Source organism: Azohydromonas caseinilytica, from assembly GCF_012927045.1.
Lineage (GTDB): Bacteria > Pseudomonadota > Gammaproteobacteria > Burkholderiales > Burkholderiaceae_C > Azohydromonas > Azohydromonas caseinilytica.
The window spans coordinates 349,807-370,888 of the sequence record NZ_JABBFW010000002.1 but is presented as its reverse complement, the minus strand read 5'-3'; the positions used below and the strand labels follow the sequence as shown (position 1 = coordinate 370,888).

Genomic DNA, 21,082 nt, shown 5'->3' with positions numbered 1-21,082 from the left:
GGCATTTGCTTTCTGCTTTGTTTTGATGATAGAATCTCAGCTGTTTTCGAAACGACGGAAACAAAGCCCAGGTGGCGGAATTGGTAGACGCACTAGTTTCAGGTACTAGCGGGTAACTCCGTGGAGGTTCGAGTCCTCTCCTGGGCACCACAACATCATAAAGGCCAGCGCAATGCGCTGGCCTTTTTCGTTGGGCACTTCGTTTTTGAACGCGTCCTTACGCGCACCATCCTTGGACGCCGCCTCGGACACCTTGCCCACCCCGGCGCACCCCGTCGACCAACCAGCAGTTGCTCGCGCAACGGGAGCAAACGCCGTGCCGTGCCACGTAACCGCAGCCTTGCCGCGCAGCACCGCAATGCGTGCGGCAACGAGACCAGCACTGGTGAAAAAAACTAGGACGGCAGAACTTGCTGAGGGCTGAAGCGTCCAAGAGGAGTTGTTTGCTGCCACGCGGAGGTATGCGATGGCGCGGCTCATCACCAGAGGATCGCCCGAGCAAGTTCAGCTGCTGACGGCGCTGAGGCAGCAATGCCCGGCGTGCGGTGAGTCGATGCGCTGGCGCTATGAGAACCGCCGCACGGTGGCGACGCTGGGCGGCATGCTGGGGTTGCGCATGAGGATCGCGCGTTGCGAGAACGCATCGTGCGAGCGCTACCACCGACCCTACCGTCCAGAAGCCGAAGGCGCGCTGGTACTGCCGCAGCACGAGTTTGGATTGGATGTGCTGGCACTGGTGGGCGCGCTGCGCTACCAAGAGCATCGCAGCGTGCCGGAGATCCATGCGAGCTTGGTGGCGCGTGGCGTAGCCATCTGCGAGCGCAGCGTGACGAATTTGGTGGACCGCTACGACGAGTTGCTGGCCACGGCGCTGGGCGACAGCGCGCGGCTGCGCCAGGAACTCGTTGCCCAAGGCCGCGTGGTACTGGCGCTCGACGGGCTGCAGCCTGACGTGGGGCACGAGGTGCTGTGGGTGCTGCGCGACTGCCTCTCCAGCCAGGTGCTGCTTGCGCACAGCTTGCTCTCCAGCACGTGCGAAGACTTGGCCCGGTTGCTGCGCCAGGCGCTGCAGCCGCTGGGCAAGATACCGGTGGTAGGTGTGATCAGCGACGGGCAGGACACGATCCGGCGGGCGGTGGCGCAGGAGCTGCCCGGGGTGCCCCACCAGCTGTGCCAGTTCCACTTCCTGCGCGAGGCGGCGCTGCCGGTGTTCGAAGCCGACCGCCACGCAAAGAAGCTGCTGAAGGCGCAAGTCAGGGGCGTGCGTCCTATCGAGCGTTCGGTTGAAGGGCGTGACGACGCCGAGGCCCAGGTCGTGCGCGGCTACTGCTCGGCCGTGCGCAGCGCGATCACCGATGACGGTCACCCGCCGTTGGATGCCGACGGAGTGCGCCTGAAGCAGCGGCTTGAAGCCGTCAGCCAGAGCCTGCAGCGGGTGGCGCAAAAGGGGGGACGCGGTGCCCCGCACCGCTGACGAAGCTGCAGGGGCTGCTTGAGCGCGCGCTGCAACGCACGGCCGCGCTGTGGCCTGACGTGATCTACGCCTGGCACTGGGTGCACAAGGCCGCTCACATCCTGGGCAATGAGGACGGGGCCAATGCCCGAGTGGTGCAGCGACGCTTCGATGGACTGCTTGGGGCCATGAGCCGCCACGGCCATCACGCGGGCACGCTGGCCCCGGCGCTGGAGCGCTTCGCGCACGTGGCGCGCTGCTGGCACGCGGGACTGTTCCACTGCTACGACAACGCCGAGCTGCCGCGCACCAACAACGATCTCGAACAGCTGTTTGGCTCGTACCGCTATCACGAACGGCGCACTACGGGCCGCAAGGCTGCCAGTCCTGCTACGGTATTGCGTGGCGCGGTGCGACTGCTCGCGGCCACTGCCACACGGGGGCGCTTGGTCACGCCACGCGAACTCGCCCGTGCCAACCGACAACGCTGGCAGGAGTTACGGGCACAACTGGAACGGCGTCGCTGCGCACGCGTGCAGCGCACCCGGTTCCGGCGCAATCCCGAGCAGTACCTCGCCAACTTGGAGCAACTGGCTGATCAGCTGGCTTTGCCGTCCTAGAAAAAAAGGCCTGCAGTCGCAGGCCTTTTTGCTGGGGTCGTCAAACCGCGAACTTGCGTGCCAGTCCGTCGGGGCGCAGGTTGTCGTACTCCTCGAACGGCTGGTGAATCCACGGACTCGTGGGCAGCAGCTCGACGAAATAGTCGGGCGTGTAGCAAGAAACGCCCTTGGTCCAGATCACGGCCGAGCGCAGCTCCTTGATGGCCGGAATGCCGCGCAGCCGCTCCACCACCGCCTTGAGCGTGACGCCGGAGTCCGCCAGGTCGTCCACCAGCAGTACCCGGCCGGCGAGCTCGCCCTTGGGCATGGTGATGTACTTGGCCATGTCCAGGCGGCCCTGCAGCGTGCCGCCCTCGTCGCGATAGGAGCTCGTGGACATGATGGCCAGCGGCTTGTCGAACACGCGCGAGAGCACGTCGCCCGGGCGCAGGCCACCGCGCGCCAAGCACAGGATTTGGTCGAACTCCCAGCCTGAAGCCGCCACCTTCAGGGCCAGGCGCTCGGTGAGCAGGTGGTACTCGTCCCAGGAGACGTAGAGATGCTTGCCGTCGTCAGTGAGCATGGGATGGCGTCCTTGCAGTTCAGCGCTGGTAGGGATGGCGCAGCACGATGGTGTGCTCGCGGTCAGGGCCGGTGGAGACCATGTCGATGGGCGCACCGATGAGCGCCTGTACACGCTCCAGATAGGCACGCGCGTTGGCCGGCAGCTTCTCCCACACAGTCACGCCGAAGGTCGATTCGCTCCAGCCGGGGAAGGTGTCGTAGATCGGCACGCAGTCGGCGATGTCGTCGGCGTCCAGCGGCAGGATGTCCACGCGCTGGCCGTGCAGCTCATAGCCAGTGCAAACTTTAATTTCCTTGAGCCCGTCGAGCACGTCGAGCTTGGTGATGCACAGGCCCGAGATGCCGTTGATGATCACCGAGCGCTTGAGCGCGGCGGCATCGAGCCAGCCGCAGCGGCGCGCCCGGCCCGTGACGGTGCCGCGCTCCTGCCCCACGCTGGAGAGGTGATGCCCCACGGTGCCCTCTTCGTCGATGGGCAGCTCAGTCGGGAACGGGCCCGAACCCACGCGCGTGGTGTAGGCCTTGGTGATGCCCAGGATGTAGTGCAGTTGGTCCGGCCCCACGCCTGCGCCGGCGGCGGCGTTGCCCGCCACGCAGTTGCTGGAGGTCACGTACGGATAGGTGCCGTGGTCGATGTCCAGCAGCGTGCCCTGCGCGCCCTCGAACAGGATGTTGGCCCCCGCGGCATTGGCGGCATGCACGCGATAGCCGACGTCGGCCATCATCGGCTTGAGCACCTCGGCCAGTGCCATGGCTTGGTCGAAGATGGGCTGGAACTCCAGCGGCTGGCCCTTGAGATGGCCCACCAGCGCCTCGTTGTGCAGCGCCAGCAGCTCGCGCAGCTTCTTCTCGAAACGCTGCGGATGCTTCAGGTCCTGCACGCGCAGGGCGCGGCGCGCAACCTTGTCCTCATAGGCCGGGCCGATGCCCTTGCCCGTGGTGCCGATCTTGCCGCTGCCGCTGCGCTCGCGCAGCGCCTCGCGGGCACGATCCACCTCCACATGGAAAGGCAGGATCAGCGGGCAGGACTCGCTGATGAACAGGCGCGAACGCACTTCCAGGCCAGCCTTTTCCAGGCGCTCGATCTCGGACAGCAGGTGTGCCGGATCGACCACCACGCCGTTGCCGATGTAGCAGGCCACGCCGTCACGCATGATCCCCGAGGGAATGAGCTGCAGCGCCGTCTTGATGCCCTTGATCACCAGCGTGTGGCCGGCGTTGTGACCGCCCTGGAAGCGCACCACGCCTTGGGCGTGATCGGTGAGCCAGTCCACGACCTTGCCCTTGCCTTCGTCGCCCCACTGGGTGCCGACCACGACCACGTTGCGACCGCGCGCGGCGGCAGGATTCACTTGTGCCATCTTGAGTTGCGTTGAACGGTGAGCGCCACCCCTCAAAGGGCGCGCAGCACCCATTGACCATCGACCGCGACCAGCTCGCGGTCGCAATCGAACTCCTGTCCCTCGTGCTCGTGTCCGGGCAGCACACACAGCACGGTTTCGCCCTGACGACGCAGGCTGCGTACCGCCTCGCGCAGCGTCTGTGCTTCGCCCCAAGGGGCTCGCACGGCGGAACGGGCCGGCACAGACGCAGTGCGCTCGGCCAGCGCCTTGAGATCCAGGCTGAAGCCGACGGCGGGCCGGTTGCGGCCAAACACCGCGCCGACTTCGTCGTACCGGCCACCGCGCACCAGCGAATCGCTGGCGCCGGCACCGTAGATCGCGAACCGGGCACCGCTGTAGTAGGCATGCGTACCTACGTCGCCCAGGTCAAAGCCCAGTCGGACCTGGACATGCGTGCGCTGTACATGGCGCGCCAGCCAAGCCAAGTCGTCCAGTGCGGCACGGATGCCGGGCAGATCAGGCAGCACGGCACGTGCTGCCTCCAGCACTTCCGGACCGCCATAGAGCTGTGCCAGTTGGCGCAGTGCCCGTGCCGTGGGCTCCGCCAGCCCGTCAGTGAGCGCGGTCAGCGCCGCAGCGTCCTTGCGTGCCAGCGCCGCGGCCAGTTCCTCATGCCGCCCACGCTCCACGCCCTGCAGCAGCGCGCGCAGGATGCGCGCGTCGCCCAGGTCCAGCACGGGAGTTTCGACACCGGCGGCGCCCAGGCCGTCCAGCGCCAGCTCCACCACCTCCAAGTCTGCTTCCAGGCCGGCGTGGCCGTAAATCTCAGCGCCGAACTGCAGCGGCTCACGCGTGGCGCGCGGCCCGGCAGGACGGGTGTGCAGTACGGGGCCGCAATAGCACAGGCGCGTCACGCCGGCACGATTGAGCAGATGGGCGTCGATGCGCGCCACTTGCGGCGTGGTGTCGGCGCGCACGCCCAGCGTGCGGCCGCTGAGCTGATCGATGAGCTTGAAGGTCTGCAGGTCCAGCGCATGGCCGGTGCCCGAGAGCAGCGACTCCAGGTACTCCAGCAGCGGCGGCATCACGAGCTCGAAGCCGTAGCTGCGCGCCATGTCCAGCAGACCCCGACGCAGCTCCTCGATGCGCCGCGCCTCGGAAGGCAGCACATCGGCGATGTGCTCAGGCAGCAGCCAGGCAGAGGACATGGAAAACGAGCGGGGGATTAAAAACGGGATTGTACCCAGCACGGCAGACATCCCCCGCGCCCGGGTGCTTCAACCCGAGCCGGTGACAGCCGGCGACGCCGCCGGCATGCCGTCCCGTTTGAGGCCTGTCAGCGGGATGCCGGCGCGGTGCCGGGGCTGCGCAGGGCGCGGAAGAAGTCGCTGCCGGGCTCCAGCACCATCACGTCGCTCTTCTGGCGGAAGCTGGCGCGGTAGGCCTCCAGGCTGCGATAGAACTGTGCGAACTGCGGATCCCGCCCGAAGGCGTCGGCGTACAGCGCCGAGGCCTGGGCGTCACCCTCGCCCTTGATCTTCTGCGCGTCGCGGTAAGCCTCGGCCACGATCACCTCGCGCTGCCGGTCGGCGTCGGCACGGATGCGTTCTGCCTCGGCGGCGCCGGTGGACCGCAGCTCATTGGCCACCTGCTTGCGCTCGGATTCCATGCGGCGATAGACCGCATCCGTGATGTCGGCCACGAAGTCGACGCGCTTGACGCGCACGTCCACGATCTCGATGCCGAAGGCCTTGGCCTCGTCGGTGAGCCGTGCCCGCACGTCGTTCATCACGCGCTCGCGCTCGGTGGCAAGCACGCCGCTGACGCTGCGCCGCGTCACTTCCTCGTTGAAGGCCGCCTGCACCACCGGCGCCAGCCGGTTCTCCAGGTTGCGCAGGTCGGTGCCGTTGTTGCGGATGAACTGGCGCGGCTCGGCGATGCGCCACTTCACCAGCCAATCGATCACCAAGCTCTTCTTCTCGGCCGTGAAAATCGGCCGCGATTCGGGGCTGTCCAGGGTCTGGATGCGCCGGTCGAGGAACACCACGTTCTGGAACGGCGGCGGCAGCTTGAGCTTGAGTCCCGGCGCGGTGATGACTTCCTTGATCTCACCCAGCGCGTACACCACCGCCACTTGGCGCTGATCGACGATGAACAGGGTCGAGGCCGCCAGCATCAGCGCAATCAGCGCGCTGGCCACAATGAGTCCGATGCGGTTCATTGCTTGTTGTCTCTTTCTCGCTGCGGTCAGCGGCTTTCGCGCTCGCGGCCGCGTGCGTTCTCGCGTGAACGCACGTCAGCCACGTTGCCTGCCGTGTTGCTGTTGTTGTCGGGCGTGGGCACGTTGGATGCCGCAGGCGGCGGCGCCACCGCGGTCGCTGCCCCGGCCTGCTGCATCAGCTTGTCCAGCGGCAGGTACAGCAGATTGGAGCCATTGCGGCTGTCCACCAGCACCTTGCTGACGTTGGACAGCACCTGCTGCATGGTGTCGATGTAGAGGCGGTCACGCGTGACAGCGGGCGCCTTCTGGTACTCAACCAGCACCGAGCGGAAGCGCTGGGCATCGCCCTCGGCCTGCGCCACCACGCGGGAGCGGTAGCCCTCGGCCTCCTGACGCAGCCGTGCGGCCGTGCCCTGCGCCTTGGGAATGACATCGCTGGCGTAAGCCTGACCTTCATTCTTGAAGCGGTCACGGTCGGCGCCGGCCTTGACGGCGTCGTTGAAGGCCGCCTGCACCTGCTCGGGCACCTGCACGCTGCCCATGTTGACGTTGGCGACCACGATGCCAGCATTGAGCCGGTCGAGCTGGCCCTGGATGGACTTGACCAAATCCTGCGCCACCGCGTCGCGCTGCTCGTACAGCACCGAATCAACCTTGCTGCGGCCCACGATCTCGCGCACCGCCGATTCCGCAGCCTGCACCACCGCCTCGTCGGGATTGCGGTTCTCGAACAGGTAGGCCCGCGCGTCCTTGAGCCGGTACTGCACCGTGAAGCGGATGTCCACGATGTTCTCGTCCTGCGTGAGCATCGAGGAGTCGCGCAGCCCGGTGGCCTGCACCACCGTGTTGCGTCCGACTTCCACCGAGCGCAGCTGCGTCACCGGCACCGTCTCATGGGCCTGGAACGGATACGGGAAGCGCCACTGAATGCCGGCATCGGCCGTATAGGCATAGCGGCCGAAAGAGGTCACCACCGCCTGGTGGCCTTCCTGCACGATGAACACGCCGCTGCCCAGCCAGATCAGCAGCACCACGCCGGCAATCAGCCCGGCGCCGATGCCCGCGCTCTTCATGTCGGGCTGGAAGGACGGGCCGCCATTGTTATCGCCACCGCTGGGCCCCGGCCGGCCCGACTTGCCGCCGAACAGGTTGGAGAGCTTGCGGTTGAAATCGCGCCACAGCTCGTCGAGGTCGGGCGGCCCATCGTTGCGGCCGTTACTCATCAGGAGCGGCCGCGCCAGCCCTCGCAGCAGTGCCCGCGCGGCACCGGCCACGGAGCGCAAAGGCGATGGCAGGGAAGAGTCAGGGTGGATGCTCATGCTTGCATCGATCGAGGAGAGGAGTCGTCGTCATCACGGGCTGCGGGCCCGGACGGCGAAGGCAGAGGGGCTTCGTCATCAGCGACGCCGGCATCCTGCGTCATCTGGGTGTCGGCCGGTTCGGTGCCTGTGGCGGCCTGCGCGATGAGGTCACGCAGTGCATCCAGTCCCTGCCCTTGCAGCGCGCTGGCGAACACGCGCGGCGTGCGTACCCCGGGCATCCGTTCCAGCGCATCGACCGCCTGGCGCGGGCGCTGCGACTCGGGCAGTGCATCGACCTTGTTGTAGACCAGCACTTGCGGAATGTCCGCGGCGCCGATCTCGACCAGCACGCGGTCCACCTCTTCCATCTGTTCCTGCAGCACCGGGCTGGCCGCATCGACGACATGCAGCAGCAGGTCAGCATCGGCTGCCTCCTGCAGCGTGGCCTCGAAGGCCTCCACCAGCTTGTGCGGCAAATCCCGGATGAAGCCCACGGTGTCGGAGAGCGACACCGCGCGTCCCGCCTGCTCCAAAAACATGGAGCGCGTGGTGGTGTCCAGCGTCGCGAACAGCTGGTTGGCCGCGTAGGCGCGTGCCTTGACCAGCGCATTGAACAGCGTGGACTTGCCTGCGTTGGTGTAGCCCACCAGCGAGACGCGGAAGGTGCCGCTGCGCGCGCGCGCTCGGCGTTGTGTGCCGCGCTGGCGCTTGACCTTGTCCAGCCGCACCTTGAGCGCCTTGATGCGCTCGCCGATCATGCGGCGGTCCAGCTCGATCTGCGCCTCGCCCGGGCCACCGCGAGTGCCGATGCCCCCGCGCTGGCGCTCCAGGTGGCTCCAGCGCCGCACCAGCCGGGTCGAAAGGTATTGCAGCCGCGCCAGCTCCACCTGCAGCTTGCCCTCGTGGCTTTGGGCGCGCTGGGCGAAGATTTCCAGGATCAGCGCCGTGCGGTCCGCCACCGGCACGCCGAGGTGGCGCTCCAGATTGCGCTGCTGCGCGGGGCTGAGAGCCTGATCGAAGATCACGCCATGCGCCTGGTGCATGTCCACCAGGAGCTTGATCTCGTCGGCCTTGCCGGAACCGACGAACAGTGCGGCATCAGGCGCCTTGCGGCGGGCGATCACGCGCGCAACGACTTCGTCACCGGCCGATTCAGCCAACAGTGCCAGTTCGTCGAGCGTGGGATCGAAGGAAGCGTCAGGGCCCAGATCGACCCCGACCAGAACCGCCCGCGCCGGCTGCTGGGCAGACGACGCGGCGGCGGAGGTGTCGGAACTCAAGGTGTTAGTAATGGTGAACGCTGCTTTGAAGGGCCGCCACCGCAATAGTGGCGGGTCAGGAAGCTTCGTTCTGTTCTTGGGCGTGGAAGTTCACTGCGCGCCCAGGCACGACGGTAGAAATCGCGTGCTTGTAGACCATTTGCGTCACCGTGTTGCGCAGCAGCACCACGTACTGGTCGAAGGATTCGATGTGACCCTGCAGCTTGATGCCGTTGACCAGGTAGATCGAGACCGGCACGTGCTCTTTGCGCAGCAGGTTCAGGAACGGGTCTTGTAGGAGTTGCCCTTTGTTGCTCACGTGTTCTCCGTGATGAAAGTCCAGAAAGTCTGCACGTTAACACAGGGGCGTAAAGGCCCGCCGGGCACGGTTCATGCAGACGATCAACCCCCTCACTCCTTGTCGACGAAGGGGTTGTGCGAGGACTTCATCTCGATGCGCAACGGGGTGCCCACGAGCTTGAAATGGTCGCGAATGCGGCCTTCCAGAAAGCGCTTGTAGCTGTCGGTGACATGCTCCAGCGAGTTGCCGTGCACCACCACCACCGGCGGATTCATGCCGCCCTGGTGCGCATAGCGCAGCTTGGGCCGGAAATGGCCGGCGCGCTTCGGAGCCTGGTGCTCCACCGCCTCGTGCAGCAGCCGCGTCAGCACCGGAGTGGGCATCTTGCGCGTGGCCGAGGCATGGGCGTCCGCGATCGCCTTCCACAGCGGCCCCAGGCCCTGCCGCTTGAGCGCGGAGATGTGCAGGATGGGGGCGAACTTCAGGAACGCCAGCCGCTGCGCGATGGAGCGTTCCACCATCTCGCGCTGGTAGCCGTCCACCGCGTCCCACTTGTTGATGGCGATCACCACCGCGCGGCCCGAGTCGAGCACGTAGCCGGCGATGTGCGCGTCCTGCTCGCTCACGCCCTGCATGGCGTCCACCAGCAGCAGCACGACATTGGCGTCGGCGATGGCCTGCAGCGTCTTGACCACCGAGAACTTCTCGATGGCCTCGAACACCTTGCCCTTGCGGCGCAGGCCGGCGGTGTCGATGAGCTCGAACTTCTGCCCCAGCCGCTCGAAGGGCACGCTGATGGCGTCGCGCGTGGTGCCCGGCATGTCGAAGGCCACCAGCCGCTCCTCGCCCAGCCAGGTGTTGATGAGCGTGCTCTTGCCGACGTTGGGACGCCCGGCCACGGCCAGCCGGATCGGCCGGTTGGCGGCTTCTTCCTCGCTCTCCGCCTCGTCCTCGTCGCCGAAGTCGAAGGTTTCCAGCACCGCTTCGAGCAGGCTGCGGATGCCCTGCCCGTGCGCCGAGGAGATCGGGTGCGGCTCGCCGATGCCGAGTTCGTGGAACTCGGCCAGCAGCGGCGAGTCGGCCATGCCCTCGGCCTTGTTCACGGCCAGGAACACGCGCTTGTTGCACTGGCGCAGGTAGCGCGCGATGTCATGGTCCTGTCCGGAGACACCGTTGCGCATGTCCACGACGAAGACCACGGCGTCGGCCTCGGCCACCGCCTGCTTGGTCTGCTTGGCCATCTCCGCCACCACACCGGAAGGCTTGTCGGGTTCGAAGCCGCCGGTGTCGATGACGATGAACTCGCGCGAGCCCAGCCGCGCGTCGCCATAGTGGCGGTCGCGCGTGAGCCCGGCGAAGTCGGCCACGATCGCGTCGCGGCTCTTGGTGATGCGGTTGAACAGCGTCGATTTGCCGACGTTGGGTCGGCCCACCAGGGCCACCACGGGTTTCATCAACGTTTCCTCATTCAGGTCGGAAGGCGAACACGCCGCCTTTGCGCGTGAGCACCACCACGGCGTCACCCGCGCGCAGCGGCTTGCCCAGGATGGGCGAGCCGTCGGTGGGCAAGCGCTGCAGCGTCCGGCCACCATCACGGGACAGGAAGTGCACGTAGCCTTCCGCGTCGCCAAAGACAACGGCGCGCTCCAGCACCAGCGCGCCGCTCAGGTCGCGATTGAGCAGCTTGTCACTGGTCCAGGCCGGCTCGCCGCTGGCGGCGTTCCAGGCACTGATGCGGTCGCTGGTATCGGCACCGAACACCTGGCGGGCATCGCCGCCCAGCGGAGCAGTGCCGTTGGCGTTCTTGGCCCACAGCAGCGCACCGCGCTCGGCATCGACACAGCCCACGGCCGCCTGGAAGGCGCGCGCGCAGACCACGTCGCCCGTGCGCTGCACCGGTCCCACCAGGTCGGCCAGCCGCTCCACCTCGTTGCTGCCGCGCGGCAGCGCGATCGGCACTTCCCAGCGCACCGTGCCCTGCAGCGGATCGACGCCCACCAGGCGCGGCCCCAGCCCCACCAGCAGTGTGTCCTTGAACGGCGCCAGCACGCCCGGCTGCAGCAGCGTCAGCGGCTCGCCCGGGCGCTGCAGCTTCCACAGCAGGCGGCCGTCGATGGCATCGAAGGCCTGCACCGCGCGGTCCAGGCCCAGCACGAACACGCGCTCGCCGGCCACCAGCGGCGCGGTGACGATGCGCGAGCCCAGGCGCTGGCGCCACAGCAGCTTGCCGGCCTCGAAGGTCAGCAGTTCGTTGTCCCGCGTCACGACACTGGCAAAGCGCCCGTCGCTGCCCACACCGGCAGACAGCGGCGCGCCAGCGCCGGCGCGCCAGAGCTCGCGCCCGCTGTCGGCCGCCAGCGCCAGCACCTGGCCATCGCTGCCGGCCAGCACCAGCGTGTTGCCGCTCAGGGCGGGCGTGAGCGCGAAGTTCAGCGTGCCGACACTGGTGTTCCACAGCGGCCGGGCAGCCAGCTGCGCCGTGAAGCTTTCCAGCGGCGCCGGCTTGGGCTTGTTGCTGGAGGCGCAGCCCGCGGCCAGTACCGCCACGGCCAGCGCGGCGCTCAACAGGCGGCGGCTCATTGCGCCACCCCGCTGGCGGCGGAAGCCGCGTTGGCCGGCGTGGGCGCCGCGCCCAGCGCGGTGAGCTTGGCCTCGACCAGCTGGCGGTATTCGATGGCCGGGTCCATGCCGGCCCAGGCCGTCTGGTAGGCGCTCTTGGCCTCGGCGGCCTTGCCCTGCAGCTGCAGCACATCGCCGCGGCGGTCCGCCGCCAGGGGCTTGAATTCGTCGCCCTTGACGCCGTCAAGCGCCTTGAGCGCCTCGTCGTACTGCTTCTGGTCCATCAGCAGCGCCGCCAGGCGCAGCCGCGCGATGTCGCGATAAGCGTCGCCATCGGCCTTGTCCGCAGCCCAGGCCAGCGTGGCGCGGGCCGCATCGGCCTGGCCCTTGTCGGCCTGCACCTTGGCCGCCAGCAACGCACCCTGCGCGGCGTAGGCCGTGCCGCCATGGCGCTCGCGCAGGTCATTGAAGGCCCGCGCCGCCTTGTCGGCCTCGCCGGACTGCGCCGCGCGCTCGAGCTCGCCGTACAGCGCGCCGGCCTTGAAGCCCTGCTCGCGCTGCCACCAGTTCCAGCCGTTCCAGGCCGCGAAGGCGCCCAGCACCACGATCAGCACCCAGGTGATGAGGTTGCCGTACTGCTTCCAGAACGCCTTGAGCTGGTCGATCTGTTCCTGTTCCTGCAGGTCGAGTGAGGTGGCCATGAGGCTGAAGGCTGTCAAAACGCGGGATTATCGTGCAGCAGGTGCGACGCCCAAGCCGCCACCTCCGCCAGCGCCAGGCTGCGCTGCGGCAGCTGCGAACCATCGGGCAGCGCGCGCAGCGCCTTGAGCGCCACCTCGCCGCGGGCCAGCTCCTCGTCGCCGAAGATCAACGCCCATTGCGCCCCGGAGGCGTCGGCGCGCTTGAACTGCGACTTCATGCTGCCCTGCCCCGGGTGCATCAGCGCCGCCACGCCGGCGGCGCGCAGCGCCTCCAGCGCGACGAAGGCCTGCGGCAGCGCCGCCGCCGAGGGAATCACCGCGTACACGCGCGGCGGCGGGGGCGGCGGCAGCACGCCGGCTTCTTCCAGCAGCAACAGCAGCCGCTCCATGCCCAGGGCCCAGCCCACGGCCGGCGCCGGCTTGCCGCCCAGCTGCGCGATCAACGGGTCGTAGCGCCCGCCACCACACACCGTGCCCTGTGCGCCCAGGCGCGTCGTGACCCACTCGAAGACGGTCAGGTTGTAGTAGTCCATGCCGCGCACCAGGCGCGGATTGACGCGGTAGGCCAGCCCCGCGGCATCCAGGATCGCGCACAGCCCATCGAGGTGCGCGCGCGACTCGGCGCCCAGGTAATCCATGAGCTTGGGCGCCGCCTCGATCACCGGCTGCATCGCCGGGTTCTTGCTGTCGAGGATGCGCAGCGGGTTGCTGTGCAGGCGGCGCCTGGCGTCCTCGTCCAGCAGCTCGGCATGGGCCTCGAAGTGGGCGATGAGCGCCGCGCGGTGCGCGTTGCGCTCGTCGGGCTGACCCAGGCTGTTGAGCTCCAGCGTGACGTCGCGCCCTTCCACCAGCCCCAGCTCGCGCCACAGCGCCCGGCACATCAGGATCAGCTCGGCGTCCACATCCGGCCCGGCGTAGCCCAGCGCCTCGGCGCCGGCCTGGTGGAACTGGCGGTAGCGCCCTTTCTGCGGTCGCTCGTGGCGGAACATGGGGCCGATGTAGAAGAGCCGCTTGCCGCCGTCGTGCAGCAGCGCGTGCTCGTTGACGGCACGCACCATGCCGGCGGTGTTCTCCGGGCGCAGCGTCAGCCGGTCGCCGTTCATCGAGTCCTCGAAGGAGTACATCTCCTTCTCGACGATGTCGGTGACCTCGCCCAGGCCGCGCACGAACAGCGCCGTGGGTTCGACGATGGGCGTGCGCGCGTTGAGGTAGCCGTAGCGGCGCATGAGCGAACGCAGCTTGTCCTCCAGCCACTCCCAGTGCGCGGACGTGGGCGGCAGGATGTCGTTCATGCCCTTGACCGCGCGCAGCGGCTCGACCTTGTTTTTCGGTTGTTCAGCCATGTGTGTTGTCGTGGCCGCTGCACCGGCAGCGGCCGGGAAATAGGTTTCCGCTCGCCCTGAGCCCTTCGACAGGCTCAGGCCAGGCTCTGTCGAGGGGCCGCGGCCCAGCCGCGCGGCGGGGCTTCGACAAGCTCAGCCCAAACGGGAAAAGAAGCAGCCTCCGCGGGCCGGGCCGGCGCGCTCAGCGCACCTCGGCCGCCGCGCCGAAGCGCTTCTCGATGTAGTCCTGGACGATCTTCTGGAAGTCCGCGGCGATGCCCTCGCCGCGCAGCGTCAGCGCCTTCTCGCCGTCGATGAACACCGGCGCGGCCGGCGCCTCGCCGGTGCCGGGCAGGCTGATGCCGATGTCGGCGTGCTTGCTCTCGCCGGGGCCGTTGACGATGCAGCCCATCACCGCGACCTTGAGGTTCTCCACCCCCGGGTACTGCGCCTTCCACACCGGCATCTGCGCGCGCAGGAAGTCGTCGATCTGCTTGGCCAGTTCCTGGAAGGTGGTGCTGGTGGTGCGGCCGCAGCCCGGGCAGGCCGTGACGCTGGGATTGAAGGCGCGCAGGCCCAGGGCCTGCAGGATCTCCAGCGCCACCACCACCTCCTGCGTGCGCGGCTCGCCCGGCTGCGGCGTGAGGCTGACGCGGATGGTGTCGCCGATGCCTTCCTGCAGCAGCAGCGACAGCGCCGCGGCGGAGGCCACCGTGCCCTTGGTGCCCATGCCGGCCTCGGTCAGGCCCAGGTGCAGCGGATGCCGGCAGCGCGCGGCCAGGGCGCGGTAGACGCTCACCAGGTCCTGCACACCGGAGACCTTGCAGCTCAGGATCACCTGCGCCGGGTCCATGCCCATTTCCACGGCGAAGGCGGCGGAAGACAGCGCCGACTGCACCAGCGCCTGGTACATGACCTGCTTGCCGTCCCAGGGCTGGGCGCGCCGGGCGTTCTCGTCCATCAGCGCGGCCAGCAGCTCCTGGTCCAGGCTGCCCCAGTTCACGCCGATGCGCACCGGGCGGTCGTGTTTCAAGGCGGCCTCGATCATCTGGGCGAACTGGCGGTCGCGCTTGTCGCCCTTGCCCACGTTGCCCGGGTTGATGCGGTACTTGGACAGGGCGGCGGCCATGTCCGGGAACTCGCTCAGCAGGCGGTGGCCGTTGTAATGGAAGTCGCCGACCAGCGGCACCGAGAGGCCCATGCGGTCGAGCTGCTCGCGGATGTGCGGCACGGCCTGCGCCGCCTCGGGCGTGTTGACGGTGATGCGCACCAGCTCCGAGCCGGCCAGCGCCAGTTCCTTGACCTGGATGGCGGTGCCGATGACGTCCACGGTGTCGGTGTTGGTCATCGACTGCACGCGCACCGGCGCGTCGCCGCCCAGCGTCAGCACCCGGCCGCCCCAGGTCACGCGCGCCTGCAGCGAGCGGCGAGCGGCGGGCTGGGCCACGGCAATCGGTTCCAAAGGCGTGTTCATCGGATCGGGGCTCACTTCAGTTCGAGACGCGCCACGTTGTCACGGGCTTGTGACCGCAGATCCAGCGCCTGGCCGCGGAAGCTCACCGCGGTGGCGGCGGCGTTGCCGATGGTGGCGCGCAGCGGCGGCGCGCCGTCGAGGTTGACGGTTTCACCGGCCTGCAGCGCACGCGACAGCAGCACCTGGTTGGCGCTGTTGCGCACCTCCACCCAGGACTGGGCGCTGGCGCGCATCACCAGCAGGCCACTGGTGGCGGCGGCCACCAGCGTCGTATCCGCCGTGACCGCCGGGGTCGCGGCGGCCGCCGGGGTCGAGGCCGGGACCGAAGCCGGCGTCGCCGGGGCCGGCGCGGGAGCGGTCGTATCGGCGGCCGGCGGCGTGGACGGCGTGATCAGCGTCTCCACCACGCCCGAAGCAGCCGGGTCCGCGCCGGTCGTGGCCGCCGCTTCGGGCGTTTCCGAGGTGGCTCCGCTGCCGAACCTGAACCATTCGGCCGGCATCAGCACGATCGCAGCCGCCCCCAGCAGCAGCAGCGCCACGGCCCACAGCAAGGGGCGCTTGAGCGGGCCCCAGTCACGCGTCTCATGCCGGCCCGCACGCTCGCGGAACGGCGTGTTCAGCCCGGTGGCCACCTGCTCCAGACGCTCGCCGTCGATGCTGGAGGGCAGCCCGGCCAGCACCGGCGCGGCGTCGATCTTGAGCGTGCGGCACAGCGTCTTGGCCAGCGCGCGCGTGAACGCCATGTCAGGCAGTTGGTCGTAGCGGTCGCTTTCCAGCGCCGCAAGCTTCTCCGGCCGCACCTTGATGGCGGCGGCCAGCGTGTCCAGTTCCACGCCCTGCTGCTGGCGCGCTTGGCGCAGCAGCGCACCGGGGGAATCACCACGCGAGGGCGATGCGCTCGGCTCAGTCATCAAAACGTCCTTGGTCCAGGGCAAGCGTCTGTGGCGCCTGCGGATAACGTTGGCGCAATTCGCGCCCGAAGGCTTCCACGGCCGCGTGGCGGCCCAGCCGGTGCTCGATGCGCGCGGCCAGCCACAGCGTCTGCGCATCGGCCGGCGTGCCCGAGCGGCTGACGCGCTCGACATGCCAGCGCGCGCGCTCGGCGTCACCACGGCGCAGCAGCACCTCGGCCAGGCCCAGTGCCGTGGCGGTGTTGGCCGGGTCCAGCTCAAAGGCACGCGCCAAGCTGTGCTCGGCCGCCTCCCAGCGCTGCGCCCGCCCTTGGCACACGCCCAGCGCCAGCAGGCTGCGCGCCGTGCCGCGGTAGTCCGGCTGCGCCAGCGCCTGCTCGAAGCGGGACTGCGCCTCGTCCCAGCGCTGCTGCTGGCACAGGAACCAGCCGTGGTTGTGCAGCGTGTCGGCGTCGCGCGGCGCCAGCTCCAGCGCCCGGGTGAAGCTGGCCTGCGCCGCCACGTTCTGGCCCAGGCTGGCCTGTGCCAGGCCGCGCAGGCCATGGGCCGGCGCCAGCAGCGGATCGGCCGCCAGCGCCCGATCCACCTCCTCCAGCGCCGTTTCGGCCTGCCCCTGCTCGAAGTAGGCCGTGGCCAGCGCCAGCCGGGTCTGCGCGCGGCGCTGGTCCGCATCAGGCTCGGCCACGCGCGCCGGCCCCGCGGCGCAGCCGGCCAGCAGCAGGGCCGCGCTCAGCAGGCCGGGCAGCAACGGGCTCGGGCGGGCGAGAGGCATCGAGTCGGGCTGGACGTCTGGCGGCCGCGCGGCCTCAGGAGCGCGCGGTCGGGGCGGCAGCGTGGATGCGGATCGGCGCGCGCGTCATGCGCTCGGCCGCGCGCGTGCGGTCCTGCACCTCGCCGGCGAGCTGGCCGCAGGCGGCGTCGATGTCGTCACCGCGCGTCTTGCGCACCGTGGTGACGATGCCGGCGTCCGCCAGCACGCGCGCGAAGGCCTGCACCCGCTCGCGCGGCGAGCGCTTGAGCCCCGAGGCCGGGAAGGGGTTGAAGGGAATGAGGTTGAACTTGCAGCTGATGCCGCGGCTGCCGTCGGCACGCGGGCTGCGGCGCACCAGCTCGATGAGCTGCCGCGCGTGATCGTCAGTGTCGTTGACGCCGTCGAGCATGCAGTACTCGAAGGTGATGAAGTCGCGCGGCGCGGCGCTGAGGTACGCGTGGCAGGCGTCCAGCAGCTCGGCGATCGGGTACTTGCGGTTGAGCGGCACCAGCTCGTCGCGCAGCGGGTCGTTGGGCGCGTGCAGCGACACGGCCAGCGCCACGGGGCAGTCCTCGCGCAGCCGCTCGATCATCGGCACCACGCCCGAGGTGCTCACCGTCACGCGGCGGCGCGACAGGCCATAGCCATGGTCGTCGAGCATGGTGCGCAGCGCGGGCACCAGCGCCGCGTAGTTCTGCAGCGGCTCGCCCATGCCCATCATCACGACGTTGTCGATGGCGCGTTCGCCAACACCGAGCTTGAGCCGGGCGCGCAGCTGATGTTCCGCATGCCACAGCTGGGCCAGGATCTCGCCCGTGCTGAGGTTGCGGCTGAAACCCTGGTGGCCGGTGGAGCAGAAGCGGCAGCCCACGGCGCAGCCGGCCTGCGAGGACACGCACAGCGTGCCGCGGTCCTCCTCGGGAATGAACACGCTTTCCACCGCGTTGCCGCCGCCCACGTCGAACAGCCACTTCACGGTGCCGTCGCTGGAGACATGCTCGCTGAGCACGGACAGCGGCCGCACCTCGGCGCGGGTGGCGAGCTTTTCGCGCAGGGACTTGGCCAGATCGGACATCTGGCCGAAGTCGCGGGCACCCTTCTGGTGAATCCACCGGAAGAGCTGCACGGCCCTGAAACGCTTTTCGCCCAGGCCCTCGCAGAAGGCGGTGAGGCCTTCGAGGTCGAAATCCAGCAGGTTGACGAGGCTCATGGCTGCGGGGCCTGTTCAGGCGGTCAAGCGGTATTCAGCCTTGTATCAGCGGCTGAAGACCTGCATGCCGGGGAAGAAGAAGGCCACTTCCACGGCGGCGGTTTCGGGGGCGTCGGAGCCGTGCACGGCGTTGGCGTCGATGCTGTCGGCGAAGTCGGCGCGGATGGTGCCCTTCTCGGCCTTCTTCGGGTCGGTGGCGCCCATCAGCTCACGGTTCTTGGCGATGGCGCCTTCGCCTTCGAGCACCTGGATCATCACGGGGCCGGAGACCATGAAGTCCACCAGGTCCTTGAAGAAGGGACGCGCGGCGTGCACCGCGTAGAACTGCTCGGCCTCGCGGCGCGACAGGTGCGCCATCTTGGCGGCGACGATCTTCAGGCCGGCGCCTTCAAAGCGGGCGTAGATCTGGCCGATCACGTTCTTCGCCACGGCGTCGGGCTTGATGATGGACAGGGTGCGTTCGATGGCCATGTAGGTTCTCCTTGAAGGCGATTGGGCAAAACCCGCGATTGTAAGGGGGCGCCTATGGCCGGTCCCGGCGCGCGGATGTAAGCGCGGCCGGGACGGCATGGGCAGGGAAGCTGCCGGCAGGCGCGGACCGCACGCCTGCCGGCAAGGTCAAGGAATTCAGCCGGGCAAGAGGCACCTCGCCCGGCACGCCGGCATGCCGGCTTGGCGTCAGCGACCGCCGCGGCCGCCCCGGCCGCCGCCGCGGCCCTTGCCGCGCAGGAAGGCATCGGCGCCGATGTAGCCCACGGAGGTCTGCATCGGATCGGGCTGGCGCGGCTCGCCGCCCTTGCCCCGGTTGCCGCCCTTGCCGCCGCGCGGGCCGTTGCCCTGGCCGCCGAAGCCGCCGCCGCCGCCGCCGGGGCCACGGTTGCGGTTGAAACCACCGCCACCGCCACCGCCCGGCCCCTTCTGCACAAAGCGCTTGTCGAAGGTCTGCTGCAGCGGGTTCGGGATCGGGCCATCCTCGTTGCGCTCGCGCCGCTGGCGCTCGGCCTGCAGCGCGCGCTTGTCGTAGGTCTGCTGCAGCGGATTGGGGATCGGCCGGTTGTCGTCGTCCTCCCAATCGGCGCTGCGGCTGCGCGCGCGCTCGCTCTGGATCGCGCGCTTGTCGTAGGTCTGCTGCAGCGGGTTCGGGATCGCGCCGCCCTCGCGCAGCGGGCCCTCGCGCAGCGGGCCCTCGCCGCCACGCCCGCGCTTGCCGCGGCGGTTGCGGTCCGGACGATCGCCACCGCGGTCGGGCCGGTCGCCGCCACGCGGTGGCTGCTCGGCATCACGACGCGGGCCGCGCGGCTCGCGGGCTTCGCGCGCCTCCTGCGGCAGCGGCGTGCCCTCGCCCTGTCGGCCACCGCGGCGCTTGCCGCGGCGGTTGTTGCGCCGGTCGTCGCCGCCCTCGCTGCGGCGCTGCTCGCCGCCCGGCCCCTGGGCCAGGCGCCGGATGGTGCGCACGTCGTTCTCGTCCAGGTCCACCCAGGTGCCGCGCTTGAGGCCGCGCGGCAGCACCACGGTGCCGTAACGGATGCGGATGAGGCGGCTCACGGCCAGGCCCACGGCGTCGAAAAGCTTGCGCACCTCGCGGTTGCGGCCTTCGGTGATGACGACGCGGTACCAGTGGTTCACGCCCTCGCCGCCGCCGTCCTCGATGGACTTGAAGGCCGCGCTCTGGCCGTCGATCTCCACGCCTTCGAGCAGCTTGGCGCGCGCCTCGGGCTCGAGCGTGCCCAGCACGCGCACCGCGTACTCGCGCTCCACGCCGAAGCGCGGATGCATCAGCTGGTTGGCCAGTTCACCGGAGTTGGTGAACAGCAGCAGGCCTTCGGTGTTGATGTCGAGCCGGCCCACCGACTGCCACTTGCCCTGCTGCAGCCGGGGCAGGCGCCGGAACACGGTCGGGCGCTGCTGCGGGTCGTCGTGCGTCACCACTTCGCCCACGGGCTTGTGGTAGGCGATCACGCGCGCCGGCGGCGGCGCGATGCGCACGCGGATGGGCTTGCCGTTGACCTGGATGCGGTCGCCCCAGGAGATGCGCTGCCCGGTGTGCGCGGGCTCGCCGTTGACGGTGATGCGGCCCTCGACGATGAGCTGCTCCATGTCGCGGCGCGAGCCGATGCCGGCCTGCGCCAGCACCTTGTGCAGCTTGGGCGCATCGGGCTCGGCGGCCAGCACGCGCTTGGGCGGCACGGCGGCCTCGGTCTCTTCCGCGGCCGGCTCGACGTCGAAGGCGCCGGACAGCACCTGCTCGAACACTTCCTGCGTGTTGGGCACCACCTCCGGCGCAGCGGCCTGGGCCGCCTCGCCCTGCGCAGCCTGCGGCGCGCCTTCGGTGGCGGCCTCGCTGCCCTCACCGCCCTCGGCGGCCTGATCGCGCTTGGCGCCGCGCCCGCGGCGGTTGCGGCCTTCGCGGCGCTGCTCCTTGCCCGGCGCGGCCAGCAGCGCACCGTCCTCACCCAGCGGCACCACGGCTTCGGCCGGCGCGCCCTCGCTCACGTCCTGGCCCGCACCCTCGGCCCCCACTTCGGAAGCGGTAGCGGCCTCGGCCGCCGGCTTCTCGCGGCGGTTGCGGCGGCGGCGCGGACGCTCGGACGCCTCGGCCCCGCCCTCGGCAGCGACACCCGCCGTCTCGCCCTCGCCACCCGCAGGCCCGGCCGGCGCCGCTTCAGCAACAGCATCCGTCGAAGCGGGCTGCACGGCCGCGGTCTCGGCCGCAGCCGCCACCGCGGGAGCCACGGCTTCCAGCGTGGCGGCAGACACCTCGGCCGCCACGACGGGCACCACGGGCAGCGCGGCTTCCGGGCTGGCGGTTTCGGCCGCCGTCTCGGTCACCGCCTCGGCCGCCTTCTTGCGGGGCGCACGGGGTGCGCGGGCGCGGCGCGGCGCGGCCGCCTCTTCGGCCGGCGCCGCCTGCTCCGGGGCCGCGGCCGCCGGCGCCTCGCTGCCCGGCTCGGCCGGCGCGACGGCTTCAGCCGCCTCGGCCGCCGCCTTGGGCGCGGCGCGCTTGCGCGGGGCGCGCCGGCGCACGGAGGCGGCAGCCTCCTGCGCAGCCGGGGCGCCGTCCTCTGCGGCGGTGGGGGGGGTCAACGGGTTGT

At 69.7% G+C, this 21,082-nt stretch carries 17 protein-coding genes, 1 tRNA gene and 1 pseudogene; 2 read left to right on the top strand and 17 right to left on the bottom strand.

The window, feature by feature from the left end:
* Positions 1-65: 65 nt before the first annotated feature.
* Together HHL10_RS04765 and HHL10_RS04760 are read left to right on the top strand one after the other, a co-directional pair.
* Positions 66-150: transfer RNA gene (locus tag HHL10_RS04765), tRNA-Leu, on the top strand.
* Positions 151-553: 403 nt separating this feature from the next.
* Positions 554-2,073, top strand: a pseudogene (locus tag HHL10_RS04760) (ISNCY family transposase).
* Positions 2,074-2,113: 40 nt separating this feature from the next.
* Here the strand turns inward: HHL10_RS04760 and HHL10_RS04755 are convergent.
* The 17 genes from HHL10_RS04755 to HHL10_RS04675 form a co-directional block, all read right to left on the bottom strand.
* On the bottom strand, positions 2,114-2,635 hold the full coding sequence (locus tag HHL10_RS04755; protein ID WP_169159181.1) for a phosphoribosyltransferase: 522 nt from the start codon (positions 2,633-2,635) through the stop codon (positions 2,114-2,116).
* Positions 2,636-2,654: 19 nt separating this feature from the next.
* Complete coding sequence (locus HHL10_RS04750; RefSeq protein WP_310734525.1) at positions 2,655-3,989, bottom strand: adenylosuccinate synthase; 1,335 nt, start codon at positions 3,987-3,989, stop codon at positions 2,655-2,657.
* 41 nt (positions 3,990-4,030) lie between these two features.
* On the bottom strand, positions 4,031-5,188 hold the full coding sequence (locus HHL10_RS04745) for an ATP phosphoribosyltransferase regulatory subunit (RefSeq protein WP_169159179.1): 1,158 nt from the start codon (positions 5,186-5,188) through the stop codon (positions 4,031-4,033).
* Positions 5,189-5,316: 128 nt separating this feature from the next.
* Complete coding sequence (hflC, locus tag HHL10_RS04740; protein WP_169159178.1) at positions 5,317-6,201, bottom strand: protease modulator HflC; 885 nt, start codon at positions 6,199-6,201, stop codon at positions 5,317-5,319.
* A gap of 26 nt (positions 6,202-6,227) precedes the next feature.
* The gene (hflK, locus tag HHL10_RS04735) at positions 6,228-7,424 is read right to left on the bottom strand and encodes an FtsH protease activity modulator HflK (RefSeq protein WP_235971077.1); all 1,197 of its coding nucleotides are present in this window, start codon (positions 7,422-7,424) and stop codon (positions 6,228-6,230) included.
* A gap of 92 nt (positions 7,425-7,516) precedes the next feature.
* Complete coding sequence (gene hflX, locus HHL10_RS04730) at positions 7,517-8,782, bottom strand: GTPase HflX (protein ID WP_169159176.1); 1,266 nt, start codon at positions 8,780-8,782, stop codon at positions 7,517-7,519.
* A 55-nt stretch (positions 8,783-8,837) separates the two neighbouring features.
* Positions 8,838-9,080 (bottom strand): RNA chaperone Hfq, encoded by a 243-nt coding sequence (gene hfq, locus HHL10_RS04725; protein WP_028999187.1) that lies wholly within the window; start codon positions 9,078-9,080, stop codon positions 8,838-8,840.
* A 92-nt stretch (positions 9,081-9,172) separates the two neighbouring features.
* On the bottom strand, positions 9,173-10,516 hold the full coding sequence (der, locus tag HHL10_RS04720; RefSeq protein ID WP_169159175.1) for a ribosome biogenesis GTPase Der: 1,344 nt from the start codon (positions 10,514-10,516) through the stop codon (positions 9,173-9,175).
* Between the two features lie 10 nt (positions 10,517-10,526).
* Entirely contained in the window at positions 10,527-11,642 is a 1,116-nt protein-coding gene (gene bamB, locus HHL10_RS04715; RefSeq protein WP_169159174.1) for an outer membrane protein assembly factor BamB, read from the bottom strand.
* The gene (locus HHL10_RS04710; RefSeq protein ID WP_169159173.1) at positions 11,639-12,322 is read right to left on the bottom strand and encodes a YfgM family protein; all 684 of its coding nucleotides are present in this window, start codon (positions 12,320-12,322) and stop codon (positions 11,639-11,641) included. Before HHL10_RS04710 ends, bamB begins: the two co-directional genes overlap by 4 nt.
* Positions 12,323-12,336: 14 nt before the next feature.
* On the bottom strand, positions 12,337-13,665 hold the full coding sequence (hisS, locus tag HHL10_RS04705) for a histidine--tRNA ligase (protein WP_169159172.1): 1,329 nt from the start codon (positions 13,663-13,665) through the stop codon (positions 12,337-12,339).
* Positions 13,666-13,846: 181 nt separating this feature from the next.
* The gene (ispG, locus tag HHL10_RS04700; RefSeq protein WP_169159171.1) at positions 13,847-15,118 is read right to left on the bottom strand and encodes a flavodoxin-dependent (E)-4-hydroxy-3-methylbut-2-enyl-diphosphate synthase; all 1,272 of its coding nucleotides are present in this window, start codon (positions 15,116-15,118) and stop codon (positions 13,847-13,849) included.
* Positions 15,119-15,129: 11 nt separating this feature from the next.
* On the bottom strand, positions 15,130-16,029 hold the full coding sequence (locus HHL10_RS04695; protein ID WP_169159170.1) for a helix-turn-helix domain-containing protein: 900 nt from the start codon (positions 16,027-16,029) through the stop codon (positions 15,130-15,132).
* Positions 16,022-16,801: a type IV pilus biogenesis/stability protein PilW gene (pilW, locus tag HHL10_RS04690; RefSeq protein ID WP_169159169.1), complete on the bottom strand. Its 780-nt coding sequence runs from the start codon at positions 16,799-16,801 to the stop codon at positions 16,022-16,024. Before pilW ends, HHL10_RS04695 begins: the two co-directional genes overlap by 8 nt.
* A 34-nt stretch (positions 16,802-16,835) precedes the next feature.
* Positions 16,836-17,990, bottom strand: a complete 1,155-nt coding sequence (rlmN, locus tag HHL10_RS04685) for a dual-specificity RNA methyltransferase RlmN (protein ID WP_169159168.1) — start codon at positions 17,988-17,990, stop codon at positions 16,836-16,838.
* 45 nt (positions 17,991-18,035) lie between these two features.
* Positions 18,036-18,461, bottom strand: a complete 426-nt coding sequence (ndk, locus tag HHL10_RS04680) for a nucleoside-diphosphate kinase (protein WP_169159167.1) — start codon at positions 18,459-18,461, stop codon at positions 18,036-18,038.
* Between the two features lie 207 nt (positions 18,462-18,668).
* The gene (locus tag HHL10_RS04675; protein WP_235971075.1) at positions 18,669-21,074 is read right to left on the bottom strand and encodes a pseudouridine synthase; all 2,406 of its coding nucleotides are present in this window, start codon (positions 21,072-21,074) and stop codon (positions 18,669-18,671) included.
* Between the last annotated feature and the right edge of the window lie 8 nt (positions 21,075-21,082).